This is a genomic window from Pseudomonas sichuanensis, from assembly GCF_024749065.1.
GTDB lineage: Bacteria > Pseudomonadota > Gammaproteobacteria > Pseudomonadales > Pseudomonadaceae > Aquipseudomonas > Aquipseudomonas sichuanensis.
Map to the genome: position 1 here is coordinate 5139125 of NZ_CP087185.1, position 24650 is coordinate 5163774.

Below are 24650 nucleotides of genomic sequence, written 5' to 3' on the forward strand. Positions count from 1 at the left end.
CACCTCTTCATCCACCATGGGCGCGCCCGCCGTCCTGGCGGCCACTGACATGGAGTTAAGCATGCACAAGATTGCTCTATCGGGCCTGGCCGCCCTCGCCTTCAGCGGCCTGGCACTGGCCGACGCGCAGATCGACCTGGGCGACGCCCAGCGTGTCACCCGGCTGTTCGCCTACCCCAACAACTGCAACGTGATCTGCTACCGCGACTGGACCTTGGAAAAAACCGTCGAGCACTACCTCACCCAGAGCGTGCAACGCGACGGCTATGCCAACGCCAAGGTCACGGTGAGCCGCGACAATCACAAGTTGCACGCCAGCATCACGGGCGTGCCGAGCGGCTATACCGAGCCCTTGCGCAAGCTGCTCGACAACGGTGAACTGGCCTACCAAGGCGCCGCCCGCCTCAACCAGAAAGGCGGCTGGGACTACAACTGGTACCTGTTCCTGCCGCTGGGCATGGCCCTGGAGAACCGCCGCAGCATCGAGCTGCTGCACTTCCCGCCGGACTACTCGCTGACCCGCTACCAGGACTACCTGAAGTCCAACACCACCGACCGTTGGGCAGACCTGCTCACCTACAACGGCATCGACGCCAGCCAGACCCCGGCCTACCAGACCATCGTCGATATCGCGCCGATCGCCGCGCCGTCCGATGCCGGCAAGGCCCTCGAAGGGGTCTACGACTATTTCCGTGACTACCAGCTGAGCATGGTCAAGCAGATGACCGTCACCCATGCCGGCCAAGCGCTGCCGATGGTCGCCTTCGGCGCACCGGTGCGCGCCTGGATCCAGCAGCAGTACGGGCCGAAGGTGAACGTGCTGGGCCTGGTCAGCATCACCCCCACAGCCAATGGCGCCAAGGTGCCGGTGCTGGGCGCCAACCACCCCAGCGCCATCTGGTACGCCGCCGACCCGAAAAGCTACGGCGGCGACCAGGACAAGGCCGACGCCGCCGGCCTGAAGATGATGGGCCAGGACCTCTCCGCCGCCTGCTGGCAGGCCGGCATGGGCCGCAACCCGCAGGCCGACGCCAAGCTCACCCTGGACGCTTGCAGCACCAAGTGGCAGGTAACCCAGAAGAAGCAGACCTGCGAGCTGTTCTACCGCACCATCCGCAACATGACGCCGGAGCAGGCGGCAGCCAAGTGCAATACCGGTGCGGTGACGCGCAGTTTGCGGGATTTGCGTAAACCCATCGATATCCCGCAAGCGCTTTAGCGCCAGGAAATGCACAGCAACAATCCTGGGATGCTCAGGCGCGGGTCTTTGAGTGATCATCCCCAAGCCGATTGCTTGCTGGTGTGCCCGCTTGACTGTCAAGGTTGAGGTGGCATACTCACTCTCACCACTCAACCCCGTACGCGATGATTCAGTTCGTCGGCTGTTGGGGTGAAAAAACCGGCCCTTGGGCCGGTTTTTTCGTTTCAAGGGAATGGAACCTTGCGTACCGCCTGCTTCGTTGATGGATACAACGTCTTTTACGGCCTGGTCGCCGGCACCCGCTACAAATGGCTCGACCTGCCTGCGCTACTGGCTCACATCCTGCGCACGGAACAACCAGGCAGCCTGCTGAGCGCGATCAACTTCTACACCTCGGGCGTAAAGCCATCTTTGGCAAGCCGTGGCCGGCTGTCGAAGGAGGCCCAGGACACCTACCTGCGAGCCCTGATTGCGCGCAACGTATCGGTCTTTTATGGCCGCCATCAACTCGAACCACGCAACGCCCCGCGCTTCATCGACAAAAAAACGCCACCTTCCCGAGTCGATCAGGTCGCCATCTGGAAACTCGAAGAAAAGGAAACCGACGTTCGCATTGCCTTGAGCATGTACCGGCTGGCCGCCCGGCAAGCACACTTGCCGACCGAGCAGCGAGTGAGGCAGATAGTCCTGGTGTCCGCAGACACGGACATGACGCCAGCCCTGCAGGCTTTGCGCGAAGACTTCCCTGAGATCTGCCTGGGCGTGGTGCTCCCGCACCGAGAGGGGATGAAACGTATACCGCCGGGCTCACTCAGAAACCACTGCAGCTGGATGCGTCAGCTTGTGACGAATGAAGAGCTTGCCTGTCACCAGTTCCCTGAACGGGTTGCCACTCTCAAGAAGCCGGCTATCAAACCGGCATACTGGTAACCCATCAGTCCTCGAGCAGGGTACAAGCCATCACCAGCGCATCTTCACGCCCACCCGCCACCGGGTAGTAGTCGCGCCGCCGGCCGATTTCGTTGAAGCCGTAACGCTCGTACAGCCGATAGGCCGACTGGTTGCTGGCACGCACTTCAAGGAAACACTCACGGCCATTGAGCTGGTAGGCCCGTGCCATCAGGTGCTCGAGCAGGCGCAGACCCATGCCACGGCCCTGGCTCTCTGGCTTGACGGTGATATTGAGCAGGTGCGCCTCGTCGATGATCACGTTGATCACGCCATGGCCGATCTGCTGCTGACCATCGAACATCAGCCACACTTCGTACGACTTCAGCGCATCCTGGAAGATGCCGCGGGTCCAGGGGTGGCTGAAGGCTGCGTATTCGATCTTCAACACGGCATCCAGATCCGCCTCGGTCATCGGGCGGAAACTGATCGACTCACTCATTCAACGCTCTTCCAGCGCGCCATCAGCTGGCGCATGGCTTTCCAGACGTCCGCCTTGCGCTGCGGCTCGTCCATCAACAGTTCAAGGCCGGGCAAGGCCCAGGCATCGCCGAGCAGGTCGACCTTGAGTTCTTGGTAATAGGCCTCGGCGTCGGCCTGGCCGGCAAAGCGAATGGCAGGCAGGCCGATCAGCCACAGGCAGCTGCTGGGCGCCTCTTCCAGGCGTGCGGCGATGAAGCCCTGGACGAAGTCGCGGGCAGCGTCCGGCCCTTGATCCATGTTGCCGCGCATCAGCAGTGGCCAGCGCACCGGCTCGCCGATGATCTGCGGGGCGTCCGGCAGGCCGGCGGCGCGCAGCATGTCCTTGAGCAGCAGGTACGACGGGTCGCGGCTCTGGAAGGGTTGACCGGTGGCCAGTTCCACCAGCAGCAGGCAGCTGCCGGCGCGCAGCAGCTGCAAGGCAAAGCGCGGTGGTGGCACTGGGGCGGGACGCGCCACGGGGGCCTCTACCTCGGCTTCGACCGGCTTGGCGACCGGCTTCGGCATGCTGCCAGGGCGCGGGATCTCGATTTTCGGCCGCTCTGCCCGCGGCTGGGGCGCCACCGGCGCTTCCCGGGGCGCGGGCGCCGACGGCCGCACCTCGAAGTCGATATCCTCGACCGGCGCCAGCGGCAACAGCAGTTCCGGGCGCGACGGCGCGGCGAACGGCAGTTCGGCACGCGGCAGCCAATGCACCACTTGCATGGCGGAAAGGTAGGCGCGGCGGCGGGGTTCGGTCAGCAAGGCTCGGGGGTCCGGGGTTCGAAACGTCGCACATTCTAACGTTGTTGGCCGGGCTGTGCCGCAACTGGTCGGCGGATTTTTGTCAGCTGTGACGCCCCCCTTCGCAGGACAAGCCCGCGCCTACAGATTTCGCGGGCCCTGTAGGAGCGGGCTTGCCCCGCGAAAAGGCCAGCGAATCCCCTACAGCTGACAAGGTTATCCCCCATTGCAGACCAAGGGGTGAAATCCTCCCCCCCGTATGCAGTACAATCGCCCCTTTTATTTGGCAACGAGTCGACCCGCCAATGATCGAACCCAAGCGCGTCCTGCGCGCCCTAGCCGAACACTGGGCCTTGATCGAGCCGCTGTGCGAGCGCTTCGACCAGGGCACCCTGAGCCTGATCGAACTGCGCCAGCAGTTGGCCCGCCAACAGGTGGAAAGCACGCCGCAGGACATCACCCAGCTGCTCGACGTGTGGATCCGCCTGGACATCCTGGTCCCGGTGGCCAAGAGCCCGAACCGTTTCGAGCTCAACGCGCAGATCCACGACTTCCTCGCCTACCTGCGCCGCGAGCACCGGCTGGGCCTGTGCCTGGAAATCGAAGCCTACCTGCGCCACCTGGAGCGCCTGGCCGGGCATATCCAGGACGCCTTCGACAACCGCGACAGCGACGACCTGGCGCGCCAGCTGCGCTTGCTCGACATGCGCGTGCGCGACGTGCTGAAGAAACTCGACAACGACGAGCAGGCGCTGGTAGCCGTGGCCGAACGGGCCAAGACCAGCAACCGGCAGATCCCGCTGCGCCAGCGCTACGCCGAAGTGCTGGCGACCTGGGACGAATACGTCGAACCGATGATCCAGCTGGTCAACGCCGACGGCGCCTTCGAGCAGGGCGTGCGCAAGGTCGAGACTGTGCTGCTGCGCCTCCTGGGCGAGCAGGCGCGCCTGGGCCACCTGGTCGACGACGACATGCTGCTGCGCACCCACGCGCGCATCCTCGAGATGCAGACCAGCGCCCAGCTCACCCTGCGCCACGCCCGCGAACTGCTGCTGCCGCTGCGCGAAGAAGCCCGCCGGCACAACGCCGTGACCCGTGGCGCCGCGCTGGCCTTGTCGGTGATCCGCAAGAAGGGCATCGACGCCGTGCCGCAAGCGGCCATGCCGATGTTCACCCGCCCGCAGAGCACCTTCCTGGGCAGCGCCAGCCAGGTCGAAGCCTATGTCTATGCCCTGGCCCGTTTCGAGCCCAAGCCTGCGCGCTTCCCCAAGGCGCACAAGACCCAGAAGGGGCCGCTGCCCCGCGCCCCGCGCACGGTCAAGGAAATGCTCGAGCGCTGCGAGGACGCCCTGCCGCTGCCGGACCTGATGGTCTGGCTGCTGGAGCAGGAACCCGAGGGCGCCACCGACGAACTGCTGTACTGGTTCTCGCGCCTGTCGCGCGAGAAGCGCTTCGCCCGCCAGCGCCTCGATCGCCAGGAATACATCACCCGCGAACACCTGGTCAGCCTGCGCTCCTTCGCCCTGACGTCCAGCCGCGAAAACAAGCCGGCCACCACGACCGAATCCACCGCGAGCCCCGCCCATGCATCTTGATCTTTCCGAACTGTCCCAGCTCGCGCCGATCTTCCGCGAGCTGTTCAAGGGCTTCCACGTCAGCCGCCGCGACCCGGAGCTGTACGCCCAACTGTCGAATTTCCAGGACCAGTACCGCACCCTGTTCAAGGCCCTCGGTTTCGAGTTGGTCTGCGACACCCGCGGTTTCTACTACTTCGTCCCCGAGCAGGCCGCCGCGCAAGTCAACAAGACCGCCCAGCGCCTGTCGCTGTTCACCTTCATCCTGGTCGAGCACCTGGCCGACCAGGGCCGTGACCCGATGGCCGTGCTCGACGGCGGCAGCATCGGCCGCGACGAACTGCCGTCGCTTTTGGACAAGTACCGCGACCTGTTCTTCCAGGCCGAAGTGCAGACCGTCGAAGAGCTGGAAGAGAAGATCCTGCGCCGCATGACCCAACTGGGTTTTGCCCACGAAGAGGGTGGCATCTACCGCTTCCTGCCGCCGATGCACCGTTTCCTCGACGTGTGCCTGTCGGTGCAGCAGGACCGCGACCTCGCCGCCACCCTGCACAGCGACCTGCCACTGCCCATCCCGGTACTGGTGGTGGAAGAGACGCCCGAAGAACTCAACCGCACCGACGACCCGCTCGACCTCACGCCGTTCGACGGCCAGGAGAGCGAAGAGGAAGCCCTGGCCCGGGCCATCCGCGAAGAGCAACAGGAGATTGACGCATGAGCCAGGAACGCTACGGCATCCGCCGCTTCGCACTGCTCAACACCGCCGGCTACAGCCTCGGCCTGTTCCCCCTGGAACACCCGCTGTCGGTCTATGGCGCCAACAACCTGGGTAAATCGGCGTCGATCAACGCCCTGCAGTTCCCGATCCTGGCGCGCATGTCGGACATGAGCTTCGGCAAGTACAGCCTGGAACAGTCGCGGCGCTTCTACTTCGCCAGCGACACCAGCTACATCCTTTGCGAGCTGAACCTGCCCCACGGCCCGCATGTGATCGGCGTGGTCGGCCGCGGCCCGGGCGGCGGCTTCGGCCACCAGTTCTTCGCCTACCAGGGCGAGCTGGACCTGGCCCACTACCAGAAAGACGACACCTGCCTGCGCCAGAAAGAGCTGTTCACCAACCTCGAGCGCAACGGCCTGAAAGCCTACGAGCTCAAGCCGGATGAACTGCGTCGGCTGCTGGTCGGCGGCCACACCTCGGTGCCGCTGGACCTCACCCTGATCCCGCTGCGTTCGACCAGCGAGCAGAGCCTGAAGACCTTCCGCGCGCTGTTCATCAACCTGCTGCACATGCGCGAGATCACTGCGGCCAAGCTCAAGCAGCTGTTCCTCGACGCCTTCGAACACAGCCTGCGCTCGGGCAGCGTCGACTACATCGCCGCCTGCGAAGAGGCCTTCCGCGACGTGCGCCGCATGGAGGGCGACTACAACGCCCTGGTGGCCGCAGGCCCACTGGTCGAGGCCCTGGCCGGCGGCGTGGCCCAGCGCGACATCCTGCGCGGCAAGCTGCACCGCATTTCGCCCCTGCTCGACAACCTGCTGGGCACCTGGCAGGAATACGCCATGGCGCGCAAGGAAGAGCTGGTCATCCAGTCCGAGCACTACCGCGGCGAGCAGGACCGCCTGCAGAACGACCAGCGCGGCGGCACCCAGGAGCTGATGCGCCTGGAGCGCGAGATCACCGGCATCCAGCGCTGGCTGGGTGAGCTGTCGGTGCTCAAGCACCGCTTTGCCCTGGTCACCGACGTCAAGACCCTGGAACAGCAACTGCTGGCCGCCAAGGACGCCCACGACGAACTGGCCGGCGCCCTGGCCCAGTCGCGGCAGTTCTCCGCCGAAGACCTCGACGAGCGCGTGCGCGACCTCGAGAAGCGCGTGAAAGCGGTCAAGCTGCAACTCGACCACGCCGACAACAACAGCTACGCCCGCCTGCGCGAAGAGTTCTCCCAGCAGGACGTCGACCGCCTGATGCGCCTGTTCAACGGCGCGCTGTTCAGCCTGCCGCTGGGCGAACGCGGCATCGAACTGGATGACAGCGATATCTGGGTCAAGACCCTGGAAGGCGTGCTTGACCGCTTCAAGGGCGAGCGCTTCGAAGTGCCGGGCCTGTCCATCGATATCTCGCACATCGACCCGCCCGCGCTGCAGGCCCTGGCCGACCGCGCCGCCCTGCGCGACCAGAAGGAACGCCTGGATAAAGAGCTCAAGCAGCTCAAGACCCAGCAGGCCGTCGCCCTCGACCGCGCCGCCAGCAAGGCACAGACCGAAGCGCTGTACCAGCAGGTGCTGGATGCGCAGAAGGCCCTGGAAGATTTCCGCCGCGCCGAGACCCTGGCCGCCGAAGAGCCGGAGAAGATGGAGCAACTGAGCCAGCTGGAAGCGGCCCAGGACGAGCTCAAGCGCTCCAGCGACGCCTTCACCGAACGCGTCCAGCAGCTCTCCGCCAAGCTGCAGCTGGTAGGCCGGCAGATCGCCGACCTGGAAGCCAAGCAGCGCACCCTGGAGGACGCCCTGCGCCGTCGCCAGTTGCTGCCGGCCGACCTGCCCTTCGGTACGCCGTTCATGGAAGCGATCGACGACTCCATGGACAACCTGCTGCCGCTGCTCAACGACTACCAGGACAGCTGGCAGGCGCTGCAGCGCGTGGACAACCAGATCGAGGCGCTGTACGCCCAGGTACGCCTCAAGGGCGTGGCCAAGTTTGACAGCGAAGACGACATGGAGCGCCGCCTGCAGCTGCTGATCAACGCCTACTCGCACCGTACCGAGGAAGCGCTGACGCTGGCCAAGGCGCGCCGCGCGGCGGTCACCGACATCGCCCGGACCCTGCGCAACATCCGCAGCGACTACGACAGCCTGGAACACCAGCTGGCGCTGTTCAACCGCGAGATCAACAAGCGCCAGGTATCCAACCTGGAAAGCTTCCGCGTGGTGCTGGCGCCGAACAAGGAAGCGCTCAAGCACATCGACCAGATCATCCACAGCGCCGGCCAGTACGAGGAAGGCGAGACCCTGTCGGTGTTCGACCTGACCCAGAACAGCGACCAGGATCACAAGAACGAAGAGGCCAAGGAATACCTGGCGCGGCTGGTGGCGGCCAACCACAACCAGCTGGGCCTGAAGGACCTGTTCGAACTGGCGTTCGAGATCACCAAGATCAACAGCCAGCCGGTGATCCACGCCGACATCGACGGCGCCGCCTCCAACGGCACCACCATGACCATCAAGGCGCTGACCAACATGTACCTGTTGCTGCACCTGATGGACCGCGACCTGGCCGGGCGCATTCGCCTGCCGTACTACCTGGACGAGGCGGCGGACATCGACGAACGCAACCAGGCCGCGCTGCTGGAAACCAGCCAGCAGCTGGGCTTCGTGCCGATCCTGGCGAGCGTGAAGCCGCAGGTGTCGGCGCGGGTGGCGATCGATCTGGAAGGCGGTAGCGGGCCGAATGGCATCTACATCGACGAGGCGGACTGGAAATACATCAGCCGTCGCGATGAGGTGAAGGCCATCGTGCGTGAGGATGAGGCCGAGGAACTGGCCTGATTCAGACAGCAGAAAGCATCGCGGGGCAAGCCCGCTCCCACGCCATGAGTGCTTGGCGTGGGAGCGGGCTTGCCCCGCGATCATTTCAACTGGCTGTTACTGTTGTGCCCAAGGCAGAATCGGAATCGCCGTCACTGCATTCTGCGGGCTGCCTTCGATCACGCGGTCGCTGTACACCAGGTACACCAGCGTATTGCGCTTCTTGTCGAGGAAACGCACCACCTGCATGGTCTTGAACACCAGCGAGGTGCGCTCCTTGAACACCTCCTCGCCGTCCTTCAATTCATCCTTGAACTGGATCGGCCCGACCTGACGGCAGGCGATCGACGCTTCGGCACGGTCCTCGGCCAGGCCCAACCCACCTTTCAGGCCGCCGGTCTTGGCCCGCGACAGGTAGCAGGTCACGCCCTCGACCTTGGGGTCGTCAAAGGCTTCGACGACGATACGGTCGTTGGGCCCGACGAACTTGAACACGGTGGACACCTGGCCGATCTCCTCGGCCCCGGCCAGCATCGGCAGCGCCAGGGCTGCCATGGCAATCATCCTTTTCAGCACGTTCGCTTCCTCAGACCAGGACCAGGTTGTCGCGGTGCACCAGTTCAGGCTCGGCGCTGTAGCCCAACACGCTTTCGATGGCATCGGACGGCTGGCCGATGATCTTCTGCGCTTCCAGCGCGCTGTAGTTGGCCAGGCCACGGGCCACTTCCAGGCCATCCGGGCCGACGCAGACCACCATTTCGCCGCGGCGGAAGCTGCCCTGCACGGTCTTCACGCCGACCGGCAGCAGGCTCTTGTTGGCTTGGCGCAGGGCCTGCACGGCACCGTCATCCAGCACCAGGGTGCCACGGGTCTGCAAGTGGCCGGCCAGCCACTGCTTGCGCGCGGCAAGCATGCCGCGCTCGGGCGACAGCAGGGTACCCAGGCGCTCGCCGGCCTTCAGGCGGTCCAGCACGCGCTCGATACGGCCACCGATGATGATGGTGTGCGCACCGGAACGGGCAGCCAGGCGCGCGGCGCGCAGCTTGGTCTGCATGCCGCCACGGCCCAGGGCACCACCGGTACCGCCGGCCACGGCGTCGAGCGAGGGGTCGTCGGCACGGGCTTCGTAAATAAGCTGGGCTTCGGGGTTGTTGCGCGGGTCGGCGTCGAACATGCCGTCGCGGTCGGTAAGGATCACCAGCAGGTCGGCCTCGACCAGGTTGGCCACCAGCGCGGCCAGGGTGTCGTTGTCGCCGAAGCGGATCTCGTCGGTGACCACGGTGTCGTTCTCGTTGATCACCGGCACCACGCCCAGGTCGACCAGGGTGCGCAGGGTGCTGCGCGCGTTCAGGTAACGCTTGCGGTCGGAAAGGTCGTCATGGGTCAGCAGGATCTGTGCGGTGTGCTTGCCGTGCTCGCCGAAGCTCGATTCCCAGGCCTGCACCAGGCGCATCTGACCGAGCGCGGCAGCGGCCTGCAGCTCGTTCATCGCGCTCGGTCGGGAGGTCCAGCCCAACTGGCTCATGCCGGCGGCCACGGCCCCGGAGGAGACCAGCACCAGTTCCACGCCTGCTTCACGCAGGGCCACCATCTGCTCGACCCACACCGCCATGGCGCCACGGTCCAGGCCCTTGCCATCGGCAGTCAGCAGCGCGCTGCCGATCTTCACGACCCAGCGCTTGGCGCCAGTCACCTTGCTTCGCATCTTCTCTTCCAACCTATGTCGAATCTGTAGATACCTGAGATACAAAAACGCCGCTCCAGAGAGCGGCGTTCAGTGTACTGCAACCGATCAGTCGCGCACGTAAATGATTTCCGGGCCGTCTTCGTCGTCCTCGAAATCATCATCCCAGCCGTCATCGTCGCCGATGTCGTGCACGCTCTTGACACCGGTACGGCGCAGGGTTCGCGCGTCATCCAGGGCCTGCAGCTGGGCACGGGCCTCGTCTTCGATGCGCTGGTCGAGGTCGGCCAGCTCTTCGGCGTAGGCCGGGTCGTTGGCCAGACGGTCGGCGCGGTCTTCGAGGTAGCGCATCAGGTCGTGGCTGAGCTTCTCGGTGCCTTGCTTGGAGATCGCCGAGATCACGTACACCGGGCCTTCCCACTGCAGGCGCTCGACCACTTCCTTGACCCGCTCGTCGCGCTCGTCGTCCATGACCATGTCGGCCTTGTTCAGCACCAGCCAGCGCTCACGCTCGGCCAGCGACGGGCTGAAGCGGGTCAGCTCGTTGACGATCACTTCGGCGGCATCGGCCGGGCTGCTTTCGTCCAGCGGCGCCATGTCGACCAGGTGCAGCAGCACGCGGGTACGGGCCAGGTGCTTGAGGAAGCGGATACCCAGGCCGGCACCGTCGGAGGCGCCTTCGATCAGGCCGGGAATATCGGCGATGACGAAGCTCTTCCAGCGGTCGACGCTGACCACGCCCAGGTTCGGCACCAGGGTGGTGAACGGGTAGTCGGCGACTTTCGGCTTGGCGGCCGATACCGAGCGGATGAAGGTGCTCTTGCCGGCATTCGGCAGGCCCAGCAGGCCGACGTCGGCCAGCACTTTCATTTCCATCTTCAGGTCGCGCTGGTCACCTGGCTTGCCTGGGGTGGTCTGGCGTGGCGCACGGTTGGTGCTGGACTTGAAGCGGGTGTTGCCCAGGCCGTGCCAGCCGCCCTGGGCGACCATCAGTTTCTGGCCCGGGGTGATCAGGTCGCCGATGACTTCCTGGGTGGAGGCGTCGATCACGGTGGTGCCGACCGGCACGCGCAGGAACAGGTCGTCGCCTTTCTTGCCGGTGCAGTCGGTGCTGCCGCCGTTGGAGCCGCGCTGGGCTTCGTGATGACGGGTGTAACGGTAATCGACGAGGGTGTTGAGGTTCTCGTCGGCCACCATGTACACCGAGCCGCCGTCGCCACCGTCACCGCCGTTGGGGCCGCCGTTCTCGATGAATTTCTCGCGGCGGAAGCTCATGCAACCGTTACCGCCGTCACCGGCTTTTACCCGGATCGATACTTCGTCAACAAACTTCATTCAAAACCGCCTCTCGTCGAATGACGAGTCGAAAACCAGAAAACCTGAGGCTCTTGCAAAAATGAGCGCGGCGGCCCCGCACGACCAGAAACCAACGCCAGCAGCCCAAACAAACAGCTTTGCAAGAGGCTCAACACAAACGAAAAAGCCCCGTCGCATGACGGGGCTTCTGGAGCGACGTCGCGATTAAGCGGCGACGATGCTCACGTAACGGCGGTTGAACTCGCCTTTCTTCTCGAACTTGATCACGCCTTCGATCTTGGCGAACAGGGTGTGATCCTTGCCCATGCCAACGCCGTAGCCGGCGTGGAACTGGGTGCCGCGCTGACGGACGATGATGTTGCCGGCCTTGACGACCTGGCTGCCATACATCTTCACGCCAAGGCGTTTCGATTCTGAGTCGCGACCGTTACGGGTACTACCACCAGCCTTCTTGTGAGCCATGGTTCAATTCTCCAAATAAATTCAGGGGATCTAGGGGATTAAGCCTGGATGCCGGTGATTTTGATCTCGGTGAACCACTGGCGGTGGCCCATGCGCTTCATGTGGTGCTTACGACGACGGAACTTGATGATACGAACCTTGTCGTGACGGCCTTGCGAAATCACTTCGGCCACAACTTTGGCACCAGCGACAACTGGAGCACCGATGGTGACTTCTTCACCGTTGGCGACCAGCAGAACGCGATCGAAGGTCACGGATTCGCCAGTGGCGACTTCCAGTTTTTCGATCTTGAGGAATTCACCTTCAGCGACTTTGTACTGCTTGCCGCCGGTAACGATTACTGCGTAAGACATGGTATTTCTCCGATAATCCTGCTCACCCAGCGCTTTATATGATGAGTATTGGCTGGCATGGCTGCATGGGGCTGGAACGGCCCGGTGCAATTGCGTAAGGCAGGTGCTGCCCAGGAAGTTAGGGTGCGCGATTGTACGCAACCCCAGAAATGCTTGCAAGTACTGGCCAGGGCCCACGGGCACCGCGCCTTGACACACCGATACCCGCGACCTAGCATGCCGCGCAACCTCAATGGAGCAGCCGATGCAACCCCAATCCTTCTACCGCGCGGTAGCTGACGATTTCAGCGCCGTCGACGAGATCATCAAGAAGCAGCTGACCTCGCGCGTGCCGCTGGTATCGAAGATCGGCGACTATATCACTTCCGCTGGCGGCAAGCGCCTGCGCCCGCTGCTGGTGCTGCTGTGCGGCAAGGCCCTGGGCCGCGAAGGCGACGACCTGCGCCTGCTGGCCGCCACCATCGAGTTCCTGCACACCGCCACCCTGCTGCATGACGACGTGGTCGACATGTCCGGCATGCGCCGTGGCCGCTCCACCGCCAACGCCCTGTGGGGCAACGCGCCGAGCGTGCTGGTGGGCGACTTCCTTTATTCGCGCTCGTTCGAAATGATGGTCGAACTGGGCTCGATGCCGGTCATGCAGATCCTCTCCAAGGCCACCCGGGTGATCGCCGAAGGCGAAGTGCTGCAGCTGTCGCGCGTGCGCGATGCCAGCACCACCGAAGAGGTGTACATGGAGGTCATCCGCGGCAAGACCGCGATGCTGTTCGAGGCCTCGACCCACAGCGCCGCCGCGCTGGCCCAGGCCACCGACGAACAGCGTGAAGCCCTGCGCACCTTCGGCGACCACCTGGGCGTGGCCTTCCAACTGGTCGACGACCTGCTGGACTACAAGGGCGACTCGGAAACCCTGGGCAAGAACGTCGGCGACGACCTGGCCGAGGGCAAGCCGACCCTGCCGCTGATCTACACCATGCGTGAAGGTACGCCTGAGCAGGCCGCCCTGGTGCGCAAGGCGATCCAGAAAGGTGGCATCGAAGACCTGGAACAGATCCGCATTGCCGTCGAGGCGTCGGGCGCCCTGGCCTACACCGCCCAGATGGCCCGTGACTATGTGGCCCGTGCCACTGCCTGCCTGGAAGTGCTGCCGGCCAGCGAATACCGGGATGCACTGATTGAGCTGAGCGAGTTCGCGGTAGCGCGCACCCACTGATTCATCGCGTCATCTTCATCGCGGGGCAAGCCCGCTCCCACGCCAGCACACATCCTGGCGTGGGAGCGGGCTTGCCCCGCGATGCATTTGTGCAGGAAAAAACTAAACCCTATACAATGTGCGCCTTTAATGCCCTGCAACCCAAGGAACCGAAGTGAGCACTCTGCCACCCTGCCCTAAATGCAACTCCGAATACACCTACGAAGATGGCGCGCAACTGATCTGCCCCGAGTGCGCCCATGAGTGGTCGGCCAGCGGCGAAGCCGAAGCCAGCGACGACGTGGTGAAGAAGGATTCGGTGGGCAACGTCCTGCAGGACGGCGACACCGTCACCGTGATCAAGGACCTCAAGGTCAAGGGTTCCTCGCTGGTGGTCAAGGTCGGCACCAAGGTCAAGAACATCCGCCTGTGCGACGGCGACCACGACATCGACTGCAAGATCGATGGCATCGGCGCGATGAAGCTCAAGTCCGAGTTCGTACGCAAGGTCTGACCTCCCTTTCGGGGCTGCCCCCCGGGTGGCCCTGACAGATCCTGCAATAGGATCGCCTGCACCCTTCGCAACATTTTCGCCAATTGTCACTTGCTATTTTGATAATAAGAATTATTCTCATTGGAGCCGCTATCCAAGGAGAATAGCCATGACTTATCTGATCGACGCCTGGCTGGAACGCCCCCACCCCTACCTACGCATCCTGCATCGCGAGACGGGCGAAGTGTGCGCCGTGCTCGAGGAAGACGCACTCGACGAGCTGCGTGACCAGGGCGACCTGGACATGACCGGGTTGAATTCCAGTGAACCGGGGGTACTGAAGGAGCTGGTGAGGAACCTGTTTCTGTTCTGCTATGCGCGGGCATTGCGCCCTGGGGGAACGGATTGGAACTGAAAAATCGCGGGGCAAGCCCGCTCCCACGGAGATTACGTGGGAGCGGGCTTGCCCCGCGATTGTGTAGGTCTTACAGAACGTCGAGCAGCTCGACGTCGAACACCAGGACGCTGTGCGGCGGGATGCTACCGACGCCTTGGGCGCCGTAAGCCAGCTCGCTTGGCACGTACAGGCGCCATTTGCTGCCGGCGTTCATCAGCTGCAGGGCTTCGGTCCAGCCAGCGATCACGCCACCCACCGGGAACTCGGCCGGCTGGCCGCGCTCGTAGGAGCTGTCGAACACGGTGCCGTCGACCAGGGTGCCGTGGTAGTGGGTGCGGACATTGTCTTCGCGAGTCGGCTTGGCGCCTTCACCGGCGGTCAGTACTTCGTACTGCAGGCCCGAAGCCAGGGTGACGATACCTTCACGCTTGGCGTTATCGGCCAGGAATTCCTTGCCCACTGCAGCAGCGGCTTCGGCCTTGGCAGCAGCTTCGGCTTGCATCACCTCACGGATCACCTTGAAGGCAGCCGACAGGTCGGCTTCGCTGACACGGCTTTCGGCGCCATTGAAGGCGTCGGTCAGGCCGGCAACGATGGCGTCCAGGTTGACGCCTGGTGGCGGGTTGTCACGCAGTTGGCCACCCAGCTGGCGGCCGATGCCGTAGCTGACGCGGGTTTCGTCGGTGGTCAGGATGAGTTCGGACATTTCGCTCTCCGCTGTAGGGCGAACGAACTCCGCCCTGTAAGAAAAAGGGCATGAAGCCTAGCACACAGCGGTGCGGTGAATCAGCTACCAGGCCGAACGCTGGGAAATCGGCACCTTCAGGTCTTCTTCCGGGTGCGTACCCATGCCACACATCTCGTCTTGCACCGACCAGTGCATCAGGTTCATCGAGACCATCGGGATAGCCCTGAGCAACCCCCGCGCATCCTCCACCGAATGCACGCGCAAGCGCTCGCCACTGGGGCTGGAGAGGGGGTGGGCACGGCCCTTCACCCGGGCTTCGAGCAGATAATCACCGCCTTCGATGGCGATCAGGTTAAGTTCGTCGACATGGCCAGCCCTGGCCTCGGCGTTGAGCTGCTGCAGGTTCATGGGTGCACCTCGCTGCGGGAACCCCGCTTGAGTGCTCATTTTTTGTACAGGGCGCTTTAAAGCACAAGCCTCCGTCGGTCAGAAAACATCGCGGGGCAAGCCCGCTCCCACGTCTCCGTGGGAGCGGGCTTGCCCCGCGATGGCAGATGTCCAGGCAGATCAGTGCTTGGTGAGGCGATCCAGGTAGCCCATGACGAATGCCGAGACGACAAAGGTCATGTGGATGATCACGTACCACATCAGGTATTCGGTGGAGATGTTCTGCGCATCCATGAACACCCGCAGCAGGTGGATCGAAGAGATGGCGACGATGGACGCGGCCACTTTCATCTTCAACGACGAAGAGTCCATCTTGCCGAGCCAGTTGAGCTTCTCCTTGCTCTCGTCGATGTCCAGTTGCGAGACGAAGTTCTCGTAGCCGGAGATCATCACCATCACCAACAGGCCGCCAACCAGCGACATGTCGATCAGCGACAGGATCACCAGGATCAGGTCGGCCTCGGCGAGGGAAAACACGTTGGGCAGGACATGGATGATTTCCTGGAAGAACTTCAGGGCCAGTGCCAGCAGGCCCAGCGAGAGGCCGAAGTAGATCGGTGCGAGCAGCCAGCGCGAGGCATACATCGCGTTTTCGAGGATACGTTCCATGGACAGTGGGGACTCATAAGGTGACTGGAAAAGCGTGCGCGAGTATAGCCAGCCACCCGTGACAGCAAAAGCCTGCGGCGGCTTGCCGCAGCCCGAGATGCCCCCCCGAAACCCGATCGCCGTCAAGCCGGCTCCCACAGGGTAGGTGTGGGAGCCGGCTTGCCGGCGATGAGGGCATGCGGTCAGTTTTCGGGATGGAACTGGTAATCCCCAAGATTGCGGCACCGCTCGCCGTTGATCTTGCGCAACTGCGCCTGCAGGTGCAGGCACCAGATCTGCGGATCTTCAGCGACTTGGTAACCATGAAGGGTGAGGCTGTCGACAATGGCATTCATCACCGACTCGGCCACCATAGGGCCATGGAACGGCCCCTGGGCCTTGATCGCCGAGGGTTGTTCGCCGGCCATGCCGGCGGCGAACAGCAAGGTCCACATGCCGTTGTCACCGGCCAGTGGGCGAATACTGCATTCGATGCGGGTCACCAGGCCCAGGCACTGGCGGGTAAGGCTGAGGTTGCGCATGGCGGCGTCCCCTCTGTGGAGCCCTGTTCAGCCCGCAAGCAACGGGCTGTTTCCATCCTGAACCCTGTAACCGTCCTTAAGTTCCACTGTAGCCGACCTACGGAAAAGTTAAAAAACCGGCGCTGAACGGTAGCACTTGGCCGCCAGCGCCGGATTATTGACTTAAGCCGGATTTGCCTGGGCGATGACTTCCTCGAGCCGCTCCTTCTCGGCCTCCTTGATCTCTTCCTCGCTGATCATTTCGGAAATCACCCGCAGGCGCTCGACTACCCGGGCATTGACGCTGCCTTCGGCGAACTCGCCCTTGTCATCCAGCGCGCCCGCCTCCTCGCCCACCAGCAGGCTCAGGGCCTCGTCGGCCTGGCTGACGGCGTAGACGTGGAAGCGCCCGGCCTCGACCGCCTGCAACACACGCTCGTCGAGCATCAGCGTGGCAACGTTGGCCTTGGGAATGATCACCCCCTGTTCGCCGGTCAGGCCACGGGCTTCGCAAAGGCGGAAGAAGCCCTCGATCTTCTCGTTGACCCCGCCCACCGCCTGTACTTCGCCAAACTGGTTGATGGAACCGGTGATGGCGAAGCACTGCTTGAGCGGCGTGCGCGACAGTGCCGAAATCAGTGTGCAGGCCTCGCCCAGCGAGGCGCTGTCACCGTCGACATAACCGTAGGACTGCTCCAGGGCGATGCTCGCCGAGATCGCCAGGGGGAACTCCTGGGCATAGCGGCTGCCCAGGTATCCAGTAAGGATCATCACCCCCTTGGAGTGGATCGGCTGGCCCAGGTTGACCTCGCGCTCGATGTCGACGATGCCGCTGCCGCCCGGGTAGACGGTGGCCGAAATACGCGCCGGCATGCCGAACGCCGAATCGCCCACCTCCAGCACGGTCAGGCCGTTGCACTTGCCGATCGCCGCGCCTTCGGTGTCGATCAGGATGATCCCGGCGAGCATGTCGTCGAGCACCCGCTGCGACACCCGCCCGGTACGCGTGGCCTTGGCCTTGAGCGCACGTTCGATGTGGCCGGCGTCGGTCATGCTTTCATTGGCCAGCTGGCGGACGAAGTCGGCCTCGCTGACCAGCTGGAACAGGTCGCCGATACGTGCCGACAGCCGCGACTGGTTTTCTGCCAGGCGCGCGCTGTAGGTGGCCAGACGCGCCACGGCGTCGCTGGTCAGTGGCGCCATGCCTTCTTCGTTGGTGCGGGTGCGCAACAGCTGGGCAAACTGCTCCAGGCTCTCGTCGACCATGGGCAGGTCTTCGTCGAAGTCGACCAACACCCGGAACATCTCCTGGAAGTCCGAATCGTGGTCCTGCAGCGCGTAGTACAGCTGGCGCGAACCGATGATCACCAGCTTGACCCCCAGCGGGATCATCTGCGGCGTCAGGCTGACCGTGGCCACACGCCCCAGCTCGCCCAGCGGCGACTCCATCTTCAGCTTGCGCGACTGCAGGGCGCGCTTGAGTGCATCCCAGACGAAGGGCTCACCGAGCATCTTGTCGGCTTCAAGAATCAGGAAACCACCATTGGCGCGGTGCAGTGCCCCCGCCCGCAGCTGGCGGTAGGAGGTGTACAGGGCGCCCTGGTCGGTGCTGTATTCGATGCGGCCGAACAGGTTGTCGTAGGTCGGGTGCGGCTCGAACACCACCGGTGCGCCGCCGTTGCCGCAATGGCCCACCACCAGGTTGGGCGCGTACTGCTCTTCGAGCATCTTGCGCGCCACGGCGTCGGTCTTGCTGTCGTCGACCAGTTGCTCGACCACCGTGCGCAGCAGGTTCAATTGCATGGATTGCAAGTAAGCGCAGACAGCTGCGTTCTCCGCATACTTTTCCGACAGCGGTGCCAGCAGCGGCTGCAGTGCCAGGGTGATGGTTTCTTCGTTGAGCTGGCGCAGCTGGTTGTTCGACTCGCGCTTCCACTGCGGCAGGCTGGCCAGCTCTTCGTTCAGGCGCTCTTCGAGCAGGGCGATGTCTTCATGGAAACGCTCGCGCAATTCTTCCGGCAGCTGGGCGAACTCGGCTTCGTCCAGTGCCTTGCCGTCGGCCATGGGGGTGAAGGCGACGTTGCTGCTGTCGCGGTACAGGGCCACGTCCTTTTCCAGCGAGGCGCGCTCGATCACGTCCAGCGCACGGTCGTAGCGCTGGTTGAAAGCGCGGTCGATGGCGCTTTTCTTCTGCTGGTAGGAGGGGTGCTCGAACACCGCCGGGAAGGTCGCCACCAGGTTGTCGATCAGGCCATTCATGTCACTGATGAATGCATGTGCGCTGCCGGCGGGCAGCTCCAGCGCACGCGGCTCGCGGGAGTCCTCGAAATTGTTGACGTAGAGCCAGTCGGACGGCGTGGCCTGGCGCTTGCCTTCGGCCTTCAGGTAGCGCTTCACGAACGAGAAGCGGCCGGTGCCAGGCTCGCCCATCACATACACGTTGTAACCGGGGCGCGGCATTGCCACGCCGAACTGCAGGGCCTCGACGGCACGCTCCTGGCCCAGCACACCACGAAATGGCTCCAGATCGTCGGTATTGGAGAAAGCAAACTGTTCAGCGGAGAAACGCCGGGTCAGGGCTTCGGGCGCGAGACGCAGGCGCGAGGCGACAGGATCGGGCATTGGGTTTCCTTACTTCGGCGGGGCGGATGGAAAGCATTCTGGCGCCGCCAGCGCGCAGCTTGCAAGGCTCTGCGGGACTTTATGTCGCAGCCCAACAATGGCGATCACGCAAGACATTTTTCGCAATAAACAACGCAACCTTTGGATCCTGCCTAAACTCCTAGCTGCGCGGGGGGGTGGCACGACTTCCTGTGCTGGCAACCGCGTTGCCAGAACCCTGACCATTGGTACGTCACTTGAGAATGAGAACAACGCTATGAAACGGATTCTTCTGGGTACTCTGTTCGCCGCTGTCTCTATCAACGCCATGGCCGAAGCGCCGGGTGGCCCCAACTGCGGCTGGGGCAACCTGCTGTTCGAAGGCCAGCGCGGCACCCCGGCCCACTTCCTGGCCTCCACCACAAACGGCACGTCCGGCAACGCAACCTTCGGCATGACCTCGGGCACCAACGGTTGCTCGACCAAGGCCTCCCTCACCTATGGCGGCAAGTCGTGGTTCGCCATGAACGGCATGATGAACGAACTGTCCGAAGACATGGCCAAGGGCCAGGGCGAAGCCCTGACCACCTACGCCGTGGTCCTCGGCGTGGCGCCTGAAGACCGCGCGCATTTCGCCGCCGTCACCCACGAGCATTTCCAGCAGATTTTCAGCAGCGCCGACGTCACTGCCGAAACCGTCCACAGCAACACCCTGGCAGTGCTCAAGAGCGACCCGCAACTGGCCAAATACGCCACCGAGGCATGAGCCCCACGCCTCCCGCCCCGGCAGCGGGGCGGGCTTGGCGATCCACCTTCGGCATCATTCAGACGTAGTTGCCCGACATGCTCAAACGCTTCGCTACCCTGGCGCTGTTCGTCAGCGCACCCTTGCACGCCGCACCACAGCCAGACCCGGCCCGCCTGCAACAGCTGGCCGCCACACCCTACTGGATCGCCCTGGGCCACTATGAAACGGCCAAGCTCGGCGGCTGGCGCAGCTATGTGGACGACAGCCGGTTCTTTCTTGCAGAAGACGGCGCGCACCATCCAGACCAGGAGCTCAAGGCCACGGTCGCAGCGCTGTATGCCCCGGCCAGCCTCGGCGACAAGCACCCGCAGTGCGTATTCCCGGCACGCACCCGCTGGTTGCGCGAACAGCTGGGCCTGACCGACCTGCCGAAGCCGGCTTGCCAGGAGTTCGCCACCTGGTACACATCGGTCGACCCGCACAGCGCGACGCTGATCTTCCCGGCGGCCTACCTCAACAGCCCGTCGTCGATGTTCGGCCACACCTTGCTGCGCATCGACCAGTCCAACACCCGCCGCGACGACACCACGTTGCTCAGCTACGCGATCAACTTCGGTGCCTATATCGAAGGCAGCGACAACAGCATCCTCTACGCCTGGAAAGGCCTGATGGGTGGCTACCCCGGGCTGTTCGCGATCATGCCCTACCAGGAAAAACTGTCCGAGTACCGCAGCCTGGAAAACCGTGACCTGTGGGAGTACCAGCTGGACCTTACGCCGGAAGAGACCGGACGGATGGTCGAGCATGTGTGGGAGCTCAAGCAGATCAAGTTCGACTATTTCTTCTTCGACGAAAACTGCTCCTACCGCCTGCTCGAACTGCTGCAGGTGGCGCGCCCGAGCCTGGACCTCACCTCCCAGTTCCCGCTGACCGCCATCCCCACCGACACCGTCAAGGCGGTCAAGCAGTCCGGGCTGGTCACCGATGTGCGCTACCGCCCGTCCCGCGAGCGTGAGCTGCTGGCCCGGGCCGAGCCGCTGGAGCCTGCGGAGAAACAGCAGGTATTGGCCCTCAGCGCCGACACTGGGCAACTGCAAAGCCCCGAATTCACCGCCCTGCCCCGCGACCGCCAGGCCCTGGTGCAGGACGCCGCCTACCGCCTGGAGCGATACCGGGCCAACGGCCAGGAACGCGACCCAGCCCAGGCCGCGCGCAGCTTCGAGCTGCTCAGGGCGATCAACCGCAACCCGCCGCCAGCGCTGCAAATTGAGCGGCCCGGCCTGCCTGAAGATGGCCACCAATCGCGGACCTGGCAGCTGGGTGTCGGCACCCGTGAAGACCGTGCCTTCGCCGAGTACGGCCTGCGCATGGCCTACCACGATCTCAACGACAACATGTACAGCTTCCCCCTCGGCGCGCAGATTGAGATCCTCCAGCTCAAGCTGCGCCAGTACGAAGGCAACGACTGGCAGGTGCAGCGCCTGGACCTGGCCACCATTCGTTCGCTGACCCCGCGCAATGAGCTGCTCAAGCCCTGGTCGTGGCAGGTGGCGGGCGGGCTGGAACGGGTGCCGGGCAAGCATGATGACGAAGTGCTGGTCAGCCACGTCAACGGAGGCGCCGGCGGTACCTGGCAACTGAGTGACGGGCTGCTGGGCTTTGCCCTGGGCACGCTGCGTGTGGAGCATCACAACGACTTCGCCGAGTTCGTCTCACCGGCGGCCGGTTTCAATGGCGGCCTGTTGTGGCGCAATGGGCTGGGCAACCTGACACTGGAGGCCAAGGGCGACTACTTCACCAACGGCGAGGTGCGGCGCAGCGTGAGCCTGAACCAGCAGTGGGAGATCAGCCGGGACCTGGGCGTGCGGTTGAGTGCTTCGCGCCAGTTCAGCCATCTGGCCACGGCGCAGAACGAAGTGATGCTGGAGTTGAAGTGGTATCAGTATTGAGCGGTGCGGGCCTCATCGCTGGCAAGCCAGCTCCCACAGGTACGATGCTTGCCTCGAGGTTAGCGCGGTCCATGTGGGAGCGGGTTTACCCGCGAAGCCGGCAATACACTCCTCGATGAAAACCAACTGACTCTTTGACGCTGTTTTGACATTGGCCCGACAAACTATCCCCTAGACTCCCCACCATCACTTCAAGGGTCTGGTGGATATGTCGCGGTACTGGTTGGGCCTGTGTGTCCTGTTGCTGTTGGCAGGCTGCGAGACCACTCACGAACAGATGGTCAACCAAGGGTATCCCCCCGCCTACGCCGACGGTTTCGAGGACGGCTGCAGCAGCGGTCGCCAGGCCGCCGGGCCGATGGCCGGCGATTTTCGCAAGGACGTTGCGCGCTACCTGCACAACCGCCAGTACGAAAGCGGCTGGGACGACGGTTTTCGCCAATGCCAGGCCATGCAGAACAGCGAAGAGCAGCGCCAATACCATGACCGCTATTGGGACGAACGCGACCGCGACTGGCAGCGCGAGAAGGACCAGGGCGCCGCCCGCGCCTATCGCCGCAACTGACGTCGCAAACGGACAACCATTGCAACCCACGACCTGCCACCATGGTCTCCAGCACAAGGAGGCCCCCATGAGCCGAGCATTCGTCAACGAGGACCAGGCCGCCGCCCAGGCCGACCAGCCGGTAGAGCGGCGTGTCAGCGAAGAACCCAACTACGTCACTGCCAGCGGCCTGTGTCAGCTGCAAGCGCGCGTGGCCGAACTGAATGCCTTGCGCAGTGAACTGCAGGCGCAGGGCGAGCATGGCGACAAGCAGCGCCTGGCCGACACCGAACGCGACCTGCGTTATTTCAATGCCCGCGTGCAGAGTGCCCAGGTGGTGCCGGCAGCGGCTTCACGCAACAAGGTGCAGATTGGTAGCCGGGTACGCTTTGTCGATGCGCAGGACCAGGAGCATGTGGTGCGGCTGGTGGGCGAGGATGAAGCGGATGCTGGGCGGGGATTGATCAACTGGAGTTCGCCGTTAGGGCGGGCTTTGCTGGGCGCGGGGCCTGGGGATGAAGTGGTTTGGCGGCGGCCGGTGGGGGATCAGCTGATCGAGATACTTGAAATTGAGGGTGAAAGCTGAGGGCCTTGGGGGCTGCTTTGCAGCCCATCGCGGCACAAGGCCGCTCCTACAGGGAGCGCGAAAATCTGGATGATCGCGCAATCCTGTAGGAGCGGCCTTGCGTCGCGAAAGGGCCGCAAAGCGGCCCCGTCGGTCTCGGATCAAACCACGCCCTGCGCCAGCATGGCATCGGCGACTTTCACGAAGCCGGCGATGTTGGCGCCCTTGACGTAGTTGATGCTGCCATCGTCTTCCTGGCCATAGTGCACGCACGCATGGTGGATCGACTGCATGATGTTGTGCAGCTTGCTGTCCACCTCGCCCGCAGTCCACAGCAGGCGCATGGCGTTCTGCGACATCTCCAGGCCCGACACGGCCACGCCACCGGCGTTGGACGCCTTGCCCGGCGCATAGAGAATGCCAGCCTCGATGAAGATATCCACAGCGTCGAGGGTGGTTGGCATGTTGGCGCCTTCGGCCACGCAGATGCAGCCGTTGCGCAGCAGGGTACGGGCGTCTTCGGCGTTCAGTTCGTTCTGGGTGGCGCACGGCAGGGCGATGTCGCACGGCAAGGCCCATGGCGTCTGGCCCTTGCGGAACTCCAGGCCGTACTGGGTGGCCAGCTCGCTGAGGCGGCCACGCTTGACGTTCTTCAGTTCCATCAGCGCATCCCATTGGGCATCGCTCAAGCCGGCTTCGCAGAACAGCGTGCCTTCGGAGTCGGACAGCGAGATCACCTTGCCACCCAGGTCCATCACCTTGCGCGCAGCATACTGGGCAACGTTACCCGAACCCGAGATCGCCACGCGGCGGCCATCGATACGCTTGTCCTGGCGCTTGAGCATCTCTTCGGCGAAATACACGCAGCCGAAGCCGGTAGCCTCAGGGCGGATCAGGCTGCCGCCATAGGTCATGCCCTTGCCGGTCAGCACCGAGGTGAACTGGTTGGCCAGGCGCTTGTACTGGCCAAACATGTAGCCGATCTCGCGGGCACCCACGCCGATGTCACCGGCCGGTACGTCGAGGTCGGCGCCGATGTGGCGGTACAGCTCGCTCATGAACGCCTGGCAGAAGCGCATCACTTCAGCATCGCTCTTGCCCTTCGGATCGAAGTCCGAGCCACCCTTGCCACCGCCCATCGGCAGCGAGGTCAGCGAGTTCTTGAACACCTGCTCGAAGGCCAGGAACTTGAGTACGCCCAGGTTCACCGACGGGTGGAAACGCAGGCCACCTTTGTACGGGCCGATGGCGCTGCTCATCTGGATGCGGTAGCCGCGGTTGACCTGGACCTTGCCCTGGTCATCCACCCACGACACGCGGAACAGCACGGCGCGCTCGGGCTCGACCATGCGCTCGAGGATGCCGGCTTTGAGGTAGTGAGGGTTGGCTTCGAGGAAGGGCCACAGGCTGCGCAGCACCTCTTCCACCGCCTGGTGGAACTCGGGCTGGGCAGGGTCGCGCTGTTGCAGACGGGCCAGGAAGGCGTCGACAGATTCAGTCATGGTAGACATCTCACCAAGAGGGATTGTTTTTGGTTTTTTCGGGAATGTACCAAGAACCAATCGCACTGGAACAGGGCGCAATGTCGTTTTTATGAAATTATTTGGTGCGTTTTATATAACTGTATACAAAATTGCTCTCGCGTCGCCC

25 protein-coding genes are annotated in these 24650 nt (G+C 63.7%); 12 read left to right on the forward strand and 13 right to left on the reverse strand.

Annotation, left to right across the window (positions count from 1 at the left end; translation table 11 throughout):
- The first annotated feature begins 61 nt into the window (after window positions 1-61).
- Window positions 62-1219, forward strand: coding sequence for a hypothetical protein (locus tag LOY51_RS23160; protein WP_258643253.1), 1158 nt, complete (start codon window positions 62-64; stop codon window positions 1217-1219).
- A gap of 222 nt (window positions 1220-1441) precedes the next feature.
- On the forward strand, window positions 1442-2131 hold the full coding sequence (locus LOY51_RS23165; protein ID WP_125860417.1) for an NYN domain-containing protein: 690 nt from the start codon (window positions 1442-1444) through the stop codon (window positions 2129-2131).
- Window positions 2132-2135: 4 nt separating this feature from the next.
- Here LOY51_RS23165 and rimI read toward each other — a convergent pair whose 3' ends face one another.
- Window positions 2136-2591: a ribosomal protein S18-alanine N-acetyltransferase gene (gene rimI, locus LOY51_RS23170; protein WP_125860419.1), complete on the reverse strand. Its 456-nt coding sequence runs from the start codon at window positions 2589-2591 to the stop codon at window positions 2136-2138.
- Window positions 2588-3373 (reverse strand): energy transducer TonB, encoded by a 786-nt coding sequence (locus LOY51_RS23175; protein WP_125860420.1) that lies wholly within the window; start codon window positions 3371-3373, stop codon window positions 2588-2590. Before LOY51_RS23175 ends, rimI begins: the two co-directional genes overlap by 4 nt.
- Before the next feature lie 284 nt (window positions 3374-3657).
- On the opposite strand from LOY51_RS23175, the gene mksB reads away from it, so the two are divergent.
- The 3 genes from mksB to mksF are packed head-to-tail and all read left to right on the forward strand — an operon-like array spanning window position 3658 to window position 8472.
- Window positions 3658-4947, forward strand: a complete 1290-nt coding sequence (gene mksB, locus LOY51_RS23180) for an Mks condensin complex protein MksB (RefSeq protein WP_125465570.1) — start codon at window positions 3658-3660, stop codon at window positions 4945-4947.
- Window positions 4937-5644: an Mks condensin complex protein MksE gene (gene mksE, locus LOY51_RS23185; RefSeq protein WP_125465571.1), complete on the forward strand. Its 708-nt coding sequence runs from the start codon at window positions 4937-4939 to the stop codon at window positions 5642-5644. The genes mksB and mksE overlap by 11 nt, the downstream gene beginning before the upstream one ends.
- Window positions 5641-8472: an Mks condensin complex protein MksF gene (gene mksF, locus LOY51_RS23190; protein ID WP_125465572.1), complete on the forward strand. Its 2832-nt coding sequence runs from the start codon at window positions 5641-5643 to the stop codon at window positions 8470-8472. The genes mksE and mksF overlap by 4 nt, the downstream gene beginning before the upstream one ends.
- A 96-nt stretch (window positions 8473-8568) precedes the next feature.
- Here mksF and LOY51_RS23195 read toward each other — a convergent pair whose 3' ends face one another.
- The 5 genes from LOY51_RS23195 to rplU form a co-directional block, all read right to left on the reverse strand.
- Window positions 8569-9015, reverse strand: a complete 447-nt coding sequence (locus LOY51_RS23195; protein ID WP_258646710.1) for a CreA family protein — start codon at window positions 9013-9015, stop codon at window positions 8569-8571.
- A gap of 22 nt (window positions 9016-9037) precedes the next feature.
- Window positions 9038-10156, reverse strand: a complete 1119-nt coding sequence (proB, locus tag LOY51_RS23200) for a glutamate 5-kinase (protein ID WP_125465574.1) — start codon at window positions 10154-10156, stop codon at window positions 9038-9040.
- Between the two features lie 87 nt (window positions 10157-10243).
- Window positions 10244-11470 (reverse strand): Obg family GTPase CgtA, encoded by a 1227-nt coding sequence (cgtA, locus tag LOY51_RS23205; protein WP_110996193.1) that lies wholly within the window; start codon window positions 11468-11470, stop codon window positions 10244-10246.
- A 186-nt stretch (window positions 11471-11656) separates the two neighbouring features.
- Complete coding sequence (gene rpmA / locus LOY51_RS23210; protein ID WP_008092023.1) at window positions 11657-11914, reverse strand: 50S ribosomal protein L27; 258 nt, start codon at window positions 11912-11914, stop codon at window positions 11657-11659.
- A gap of 38 nt (window positions 11915-11952) precedes the next feature.
- On the reverse strand, window positions 11953-12267 hold the full coding sequence (rplU, locus tag LOY51_RS23215; protein ID WP_060512528.1) for a 50S ribosomal protein L21: 315 nt from the start codon (window positions 12265-12267) through the stop codon (window positions 11953-11955).
- 244 nt (window positions 12268-12511) lie between these two features.
- Between rplU and LOY51_RS23220 the strand changes: the two genes are divergently transcribed.
- The 3 genes from LOY51_RS23220 (at window position 12512) to LOY51_RS23230 (ending at window position 14367) form a co-directional block, all read left to right on the forward strand.
- Window positions 12512-13480, forward strand: coding sequence for a polyprenyl synthetase family protein (locus tag LOY51_RS23220; RefSeq protein ID WP_258643258.1), 969 nt, complete (start codon window positions 12512-12514; stop codon window positions 13478-13480).
- 154 nt (window positions 13481-13634) lie between these two features.
- Window positions 13635-13973 (forward strand): zinc ribbon domain-containing protein YjdM, encoded by a 339-nt coding sequence (locus tag LOY51_RS23225; protein WP_125465575.1) that lies wholly within the window; start codon window positions 13635-13637, stop codon window positions 13971-13973.
- Window positions 13974-14121: 148 nt separating this feature from the next.
- On the forward strand, window positions 14122-14367 hold the full coding sequence (locus LOY51_RS23230; protein WP_110996196.1) for a PA4570 family protein: 246 nt from the start codon (window positions 14122-14124) through the stop codon (window positions 14365-14367).
- Between the two features lie 70 nt (window positions 14368-14437).
- Here LOY51_RS23230 and bamJ read toward each other — a convergent pair whose 3' ends face one another.
- From bamJ to LOY51_RS23255, 5 genes are all read right to left on the reverse strand, one after another.
- The gene (bamJ, locus tag LOY51_RS23235) at window positions 14438-15055 is read right to left on the reverse strand and encodes a BamJ family beta-barrel-assembly machinery protein (protein ID WP_125465576.1); all 618 of its coding nucleotides are present in this window, start codon (window positions 15053-15055) and stop codon (window positions 14438-14440) included.
- A gap of 84 nt (window positions 15056-15139) precedes the next feature.
- The gene (locus LOY51_RS23240; RefSeq protein WP_258643261.1) at window positions 15140-15445 is read right to left on the reverse strand and encodes a DUF6482 family protein; all 306 of its coding nucleotides are present in this window, start codon (window positions 15443-15445) and stop codon (window positions 15140-15142) included.
- 159 nt (window positions 15446-15604) lie between these two features.
- Entirely contained in the window at window positions 15605-16093 is a 489-nt protein-coding gene (locus LOY51_RS23245) for a TIGR00645 family protein (RefSeq protein WP_110996199.1), read from the reverse strand.
- Window positions 16094-16275: 182 nt separating this feature from the next.
- A complete protein-coding gene (locus LOY51_RS23250) occupies window positions 16276-16614 on the reverse strand; it encodes a PA4575 family protein (RefSeq protein WP_125465578.1) in 339 nt (112 codons plus the stop codon).
- 162 nt (window positions 16615-16776) lie between these two features.
- Window positions 16777-19215, reverse strand: coding sequence for a Lon protease family protein (locus LOY51_RS23255; protein ID WP_258643264.1), 2439 nt, complete (start codon window positions 19213-19215; stop codon window positions 16777-16779).
- A 256-nt stretch (window positions 19216-19471) separates the two neighbouring features.
- Here LOY51_RS23255 and LOY51_RS23260 point away from each other — a divergent pair, with 256 nt between their 5' ends.
- From LOY51_RS23260 to LOY51_RS23275, 4 genes are all read left to right on the forward strand, one after another.
- Complete coding sequence (locus LOY51_RS23260; protein WP_110996202.1) at window positions 19472-19960, forward strand: DUF3015 domain-containing protein; 489 nt, start codon at window positions 19472-19474, stop codon at window positions 19958-19960.
- Window positions 19961-20037: 77 nt separating this feature from the next.
- Window positions 20038-21891, forward strand: coding sequence for an Lnb N-terminal periplasmic domain-containing protein (locus LOY51_RS23265; protein ID WP_125465580.1), 1854 nt, complete (start codon window positions 20038-20040; stop codon window positions 21889-21891).
- Window positions 21892-22099: 208 nt separating this feature from the next.
- Window positions 22100-22456, forward strand: a complete 357-nt coding sequence (locus LOY51_RS23270) for a hypothetical protein (protein WP_125465581.1) — start codon at window positions 22100-22102, stop codon at window positions 22454-22456.
- A gap of 67 nt (window positions 22457-22523) precedes the next feature.
- Entirely contained in the window at window positions 22524-23021 is a 498-nt protein-coding gene (locus LOY51_RS23275; protein ID WP_125860429.1) for a GreA/GreB family elongation factor, read from the forward strand.
- Between the two features lie 140 nt (window positions 23022-23161).
- On the opposite strand, the gene gdhA is transcribed toward LOY51_RS23275, so the two are convergent.
- Window positions 23162-24502 carry an NADP-specific glutamate dehydrogenase gene (gene gdhA / locus LOY51_RS23280; RefSeq protein WP_125465583.1) on the reverse strand — a complete coding sequence of 447 codons (1341 nt, stop codon included), beginning with the start codon at window positions 24500-24502 and terminating at the stop codon, window positions 23162-23164.
- Between the last annotated feature and the right edge of the window lie 148 nt (window positions 24503-24650).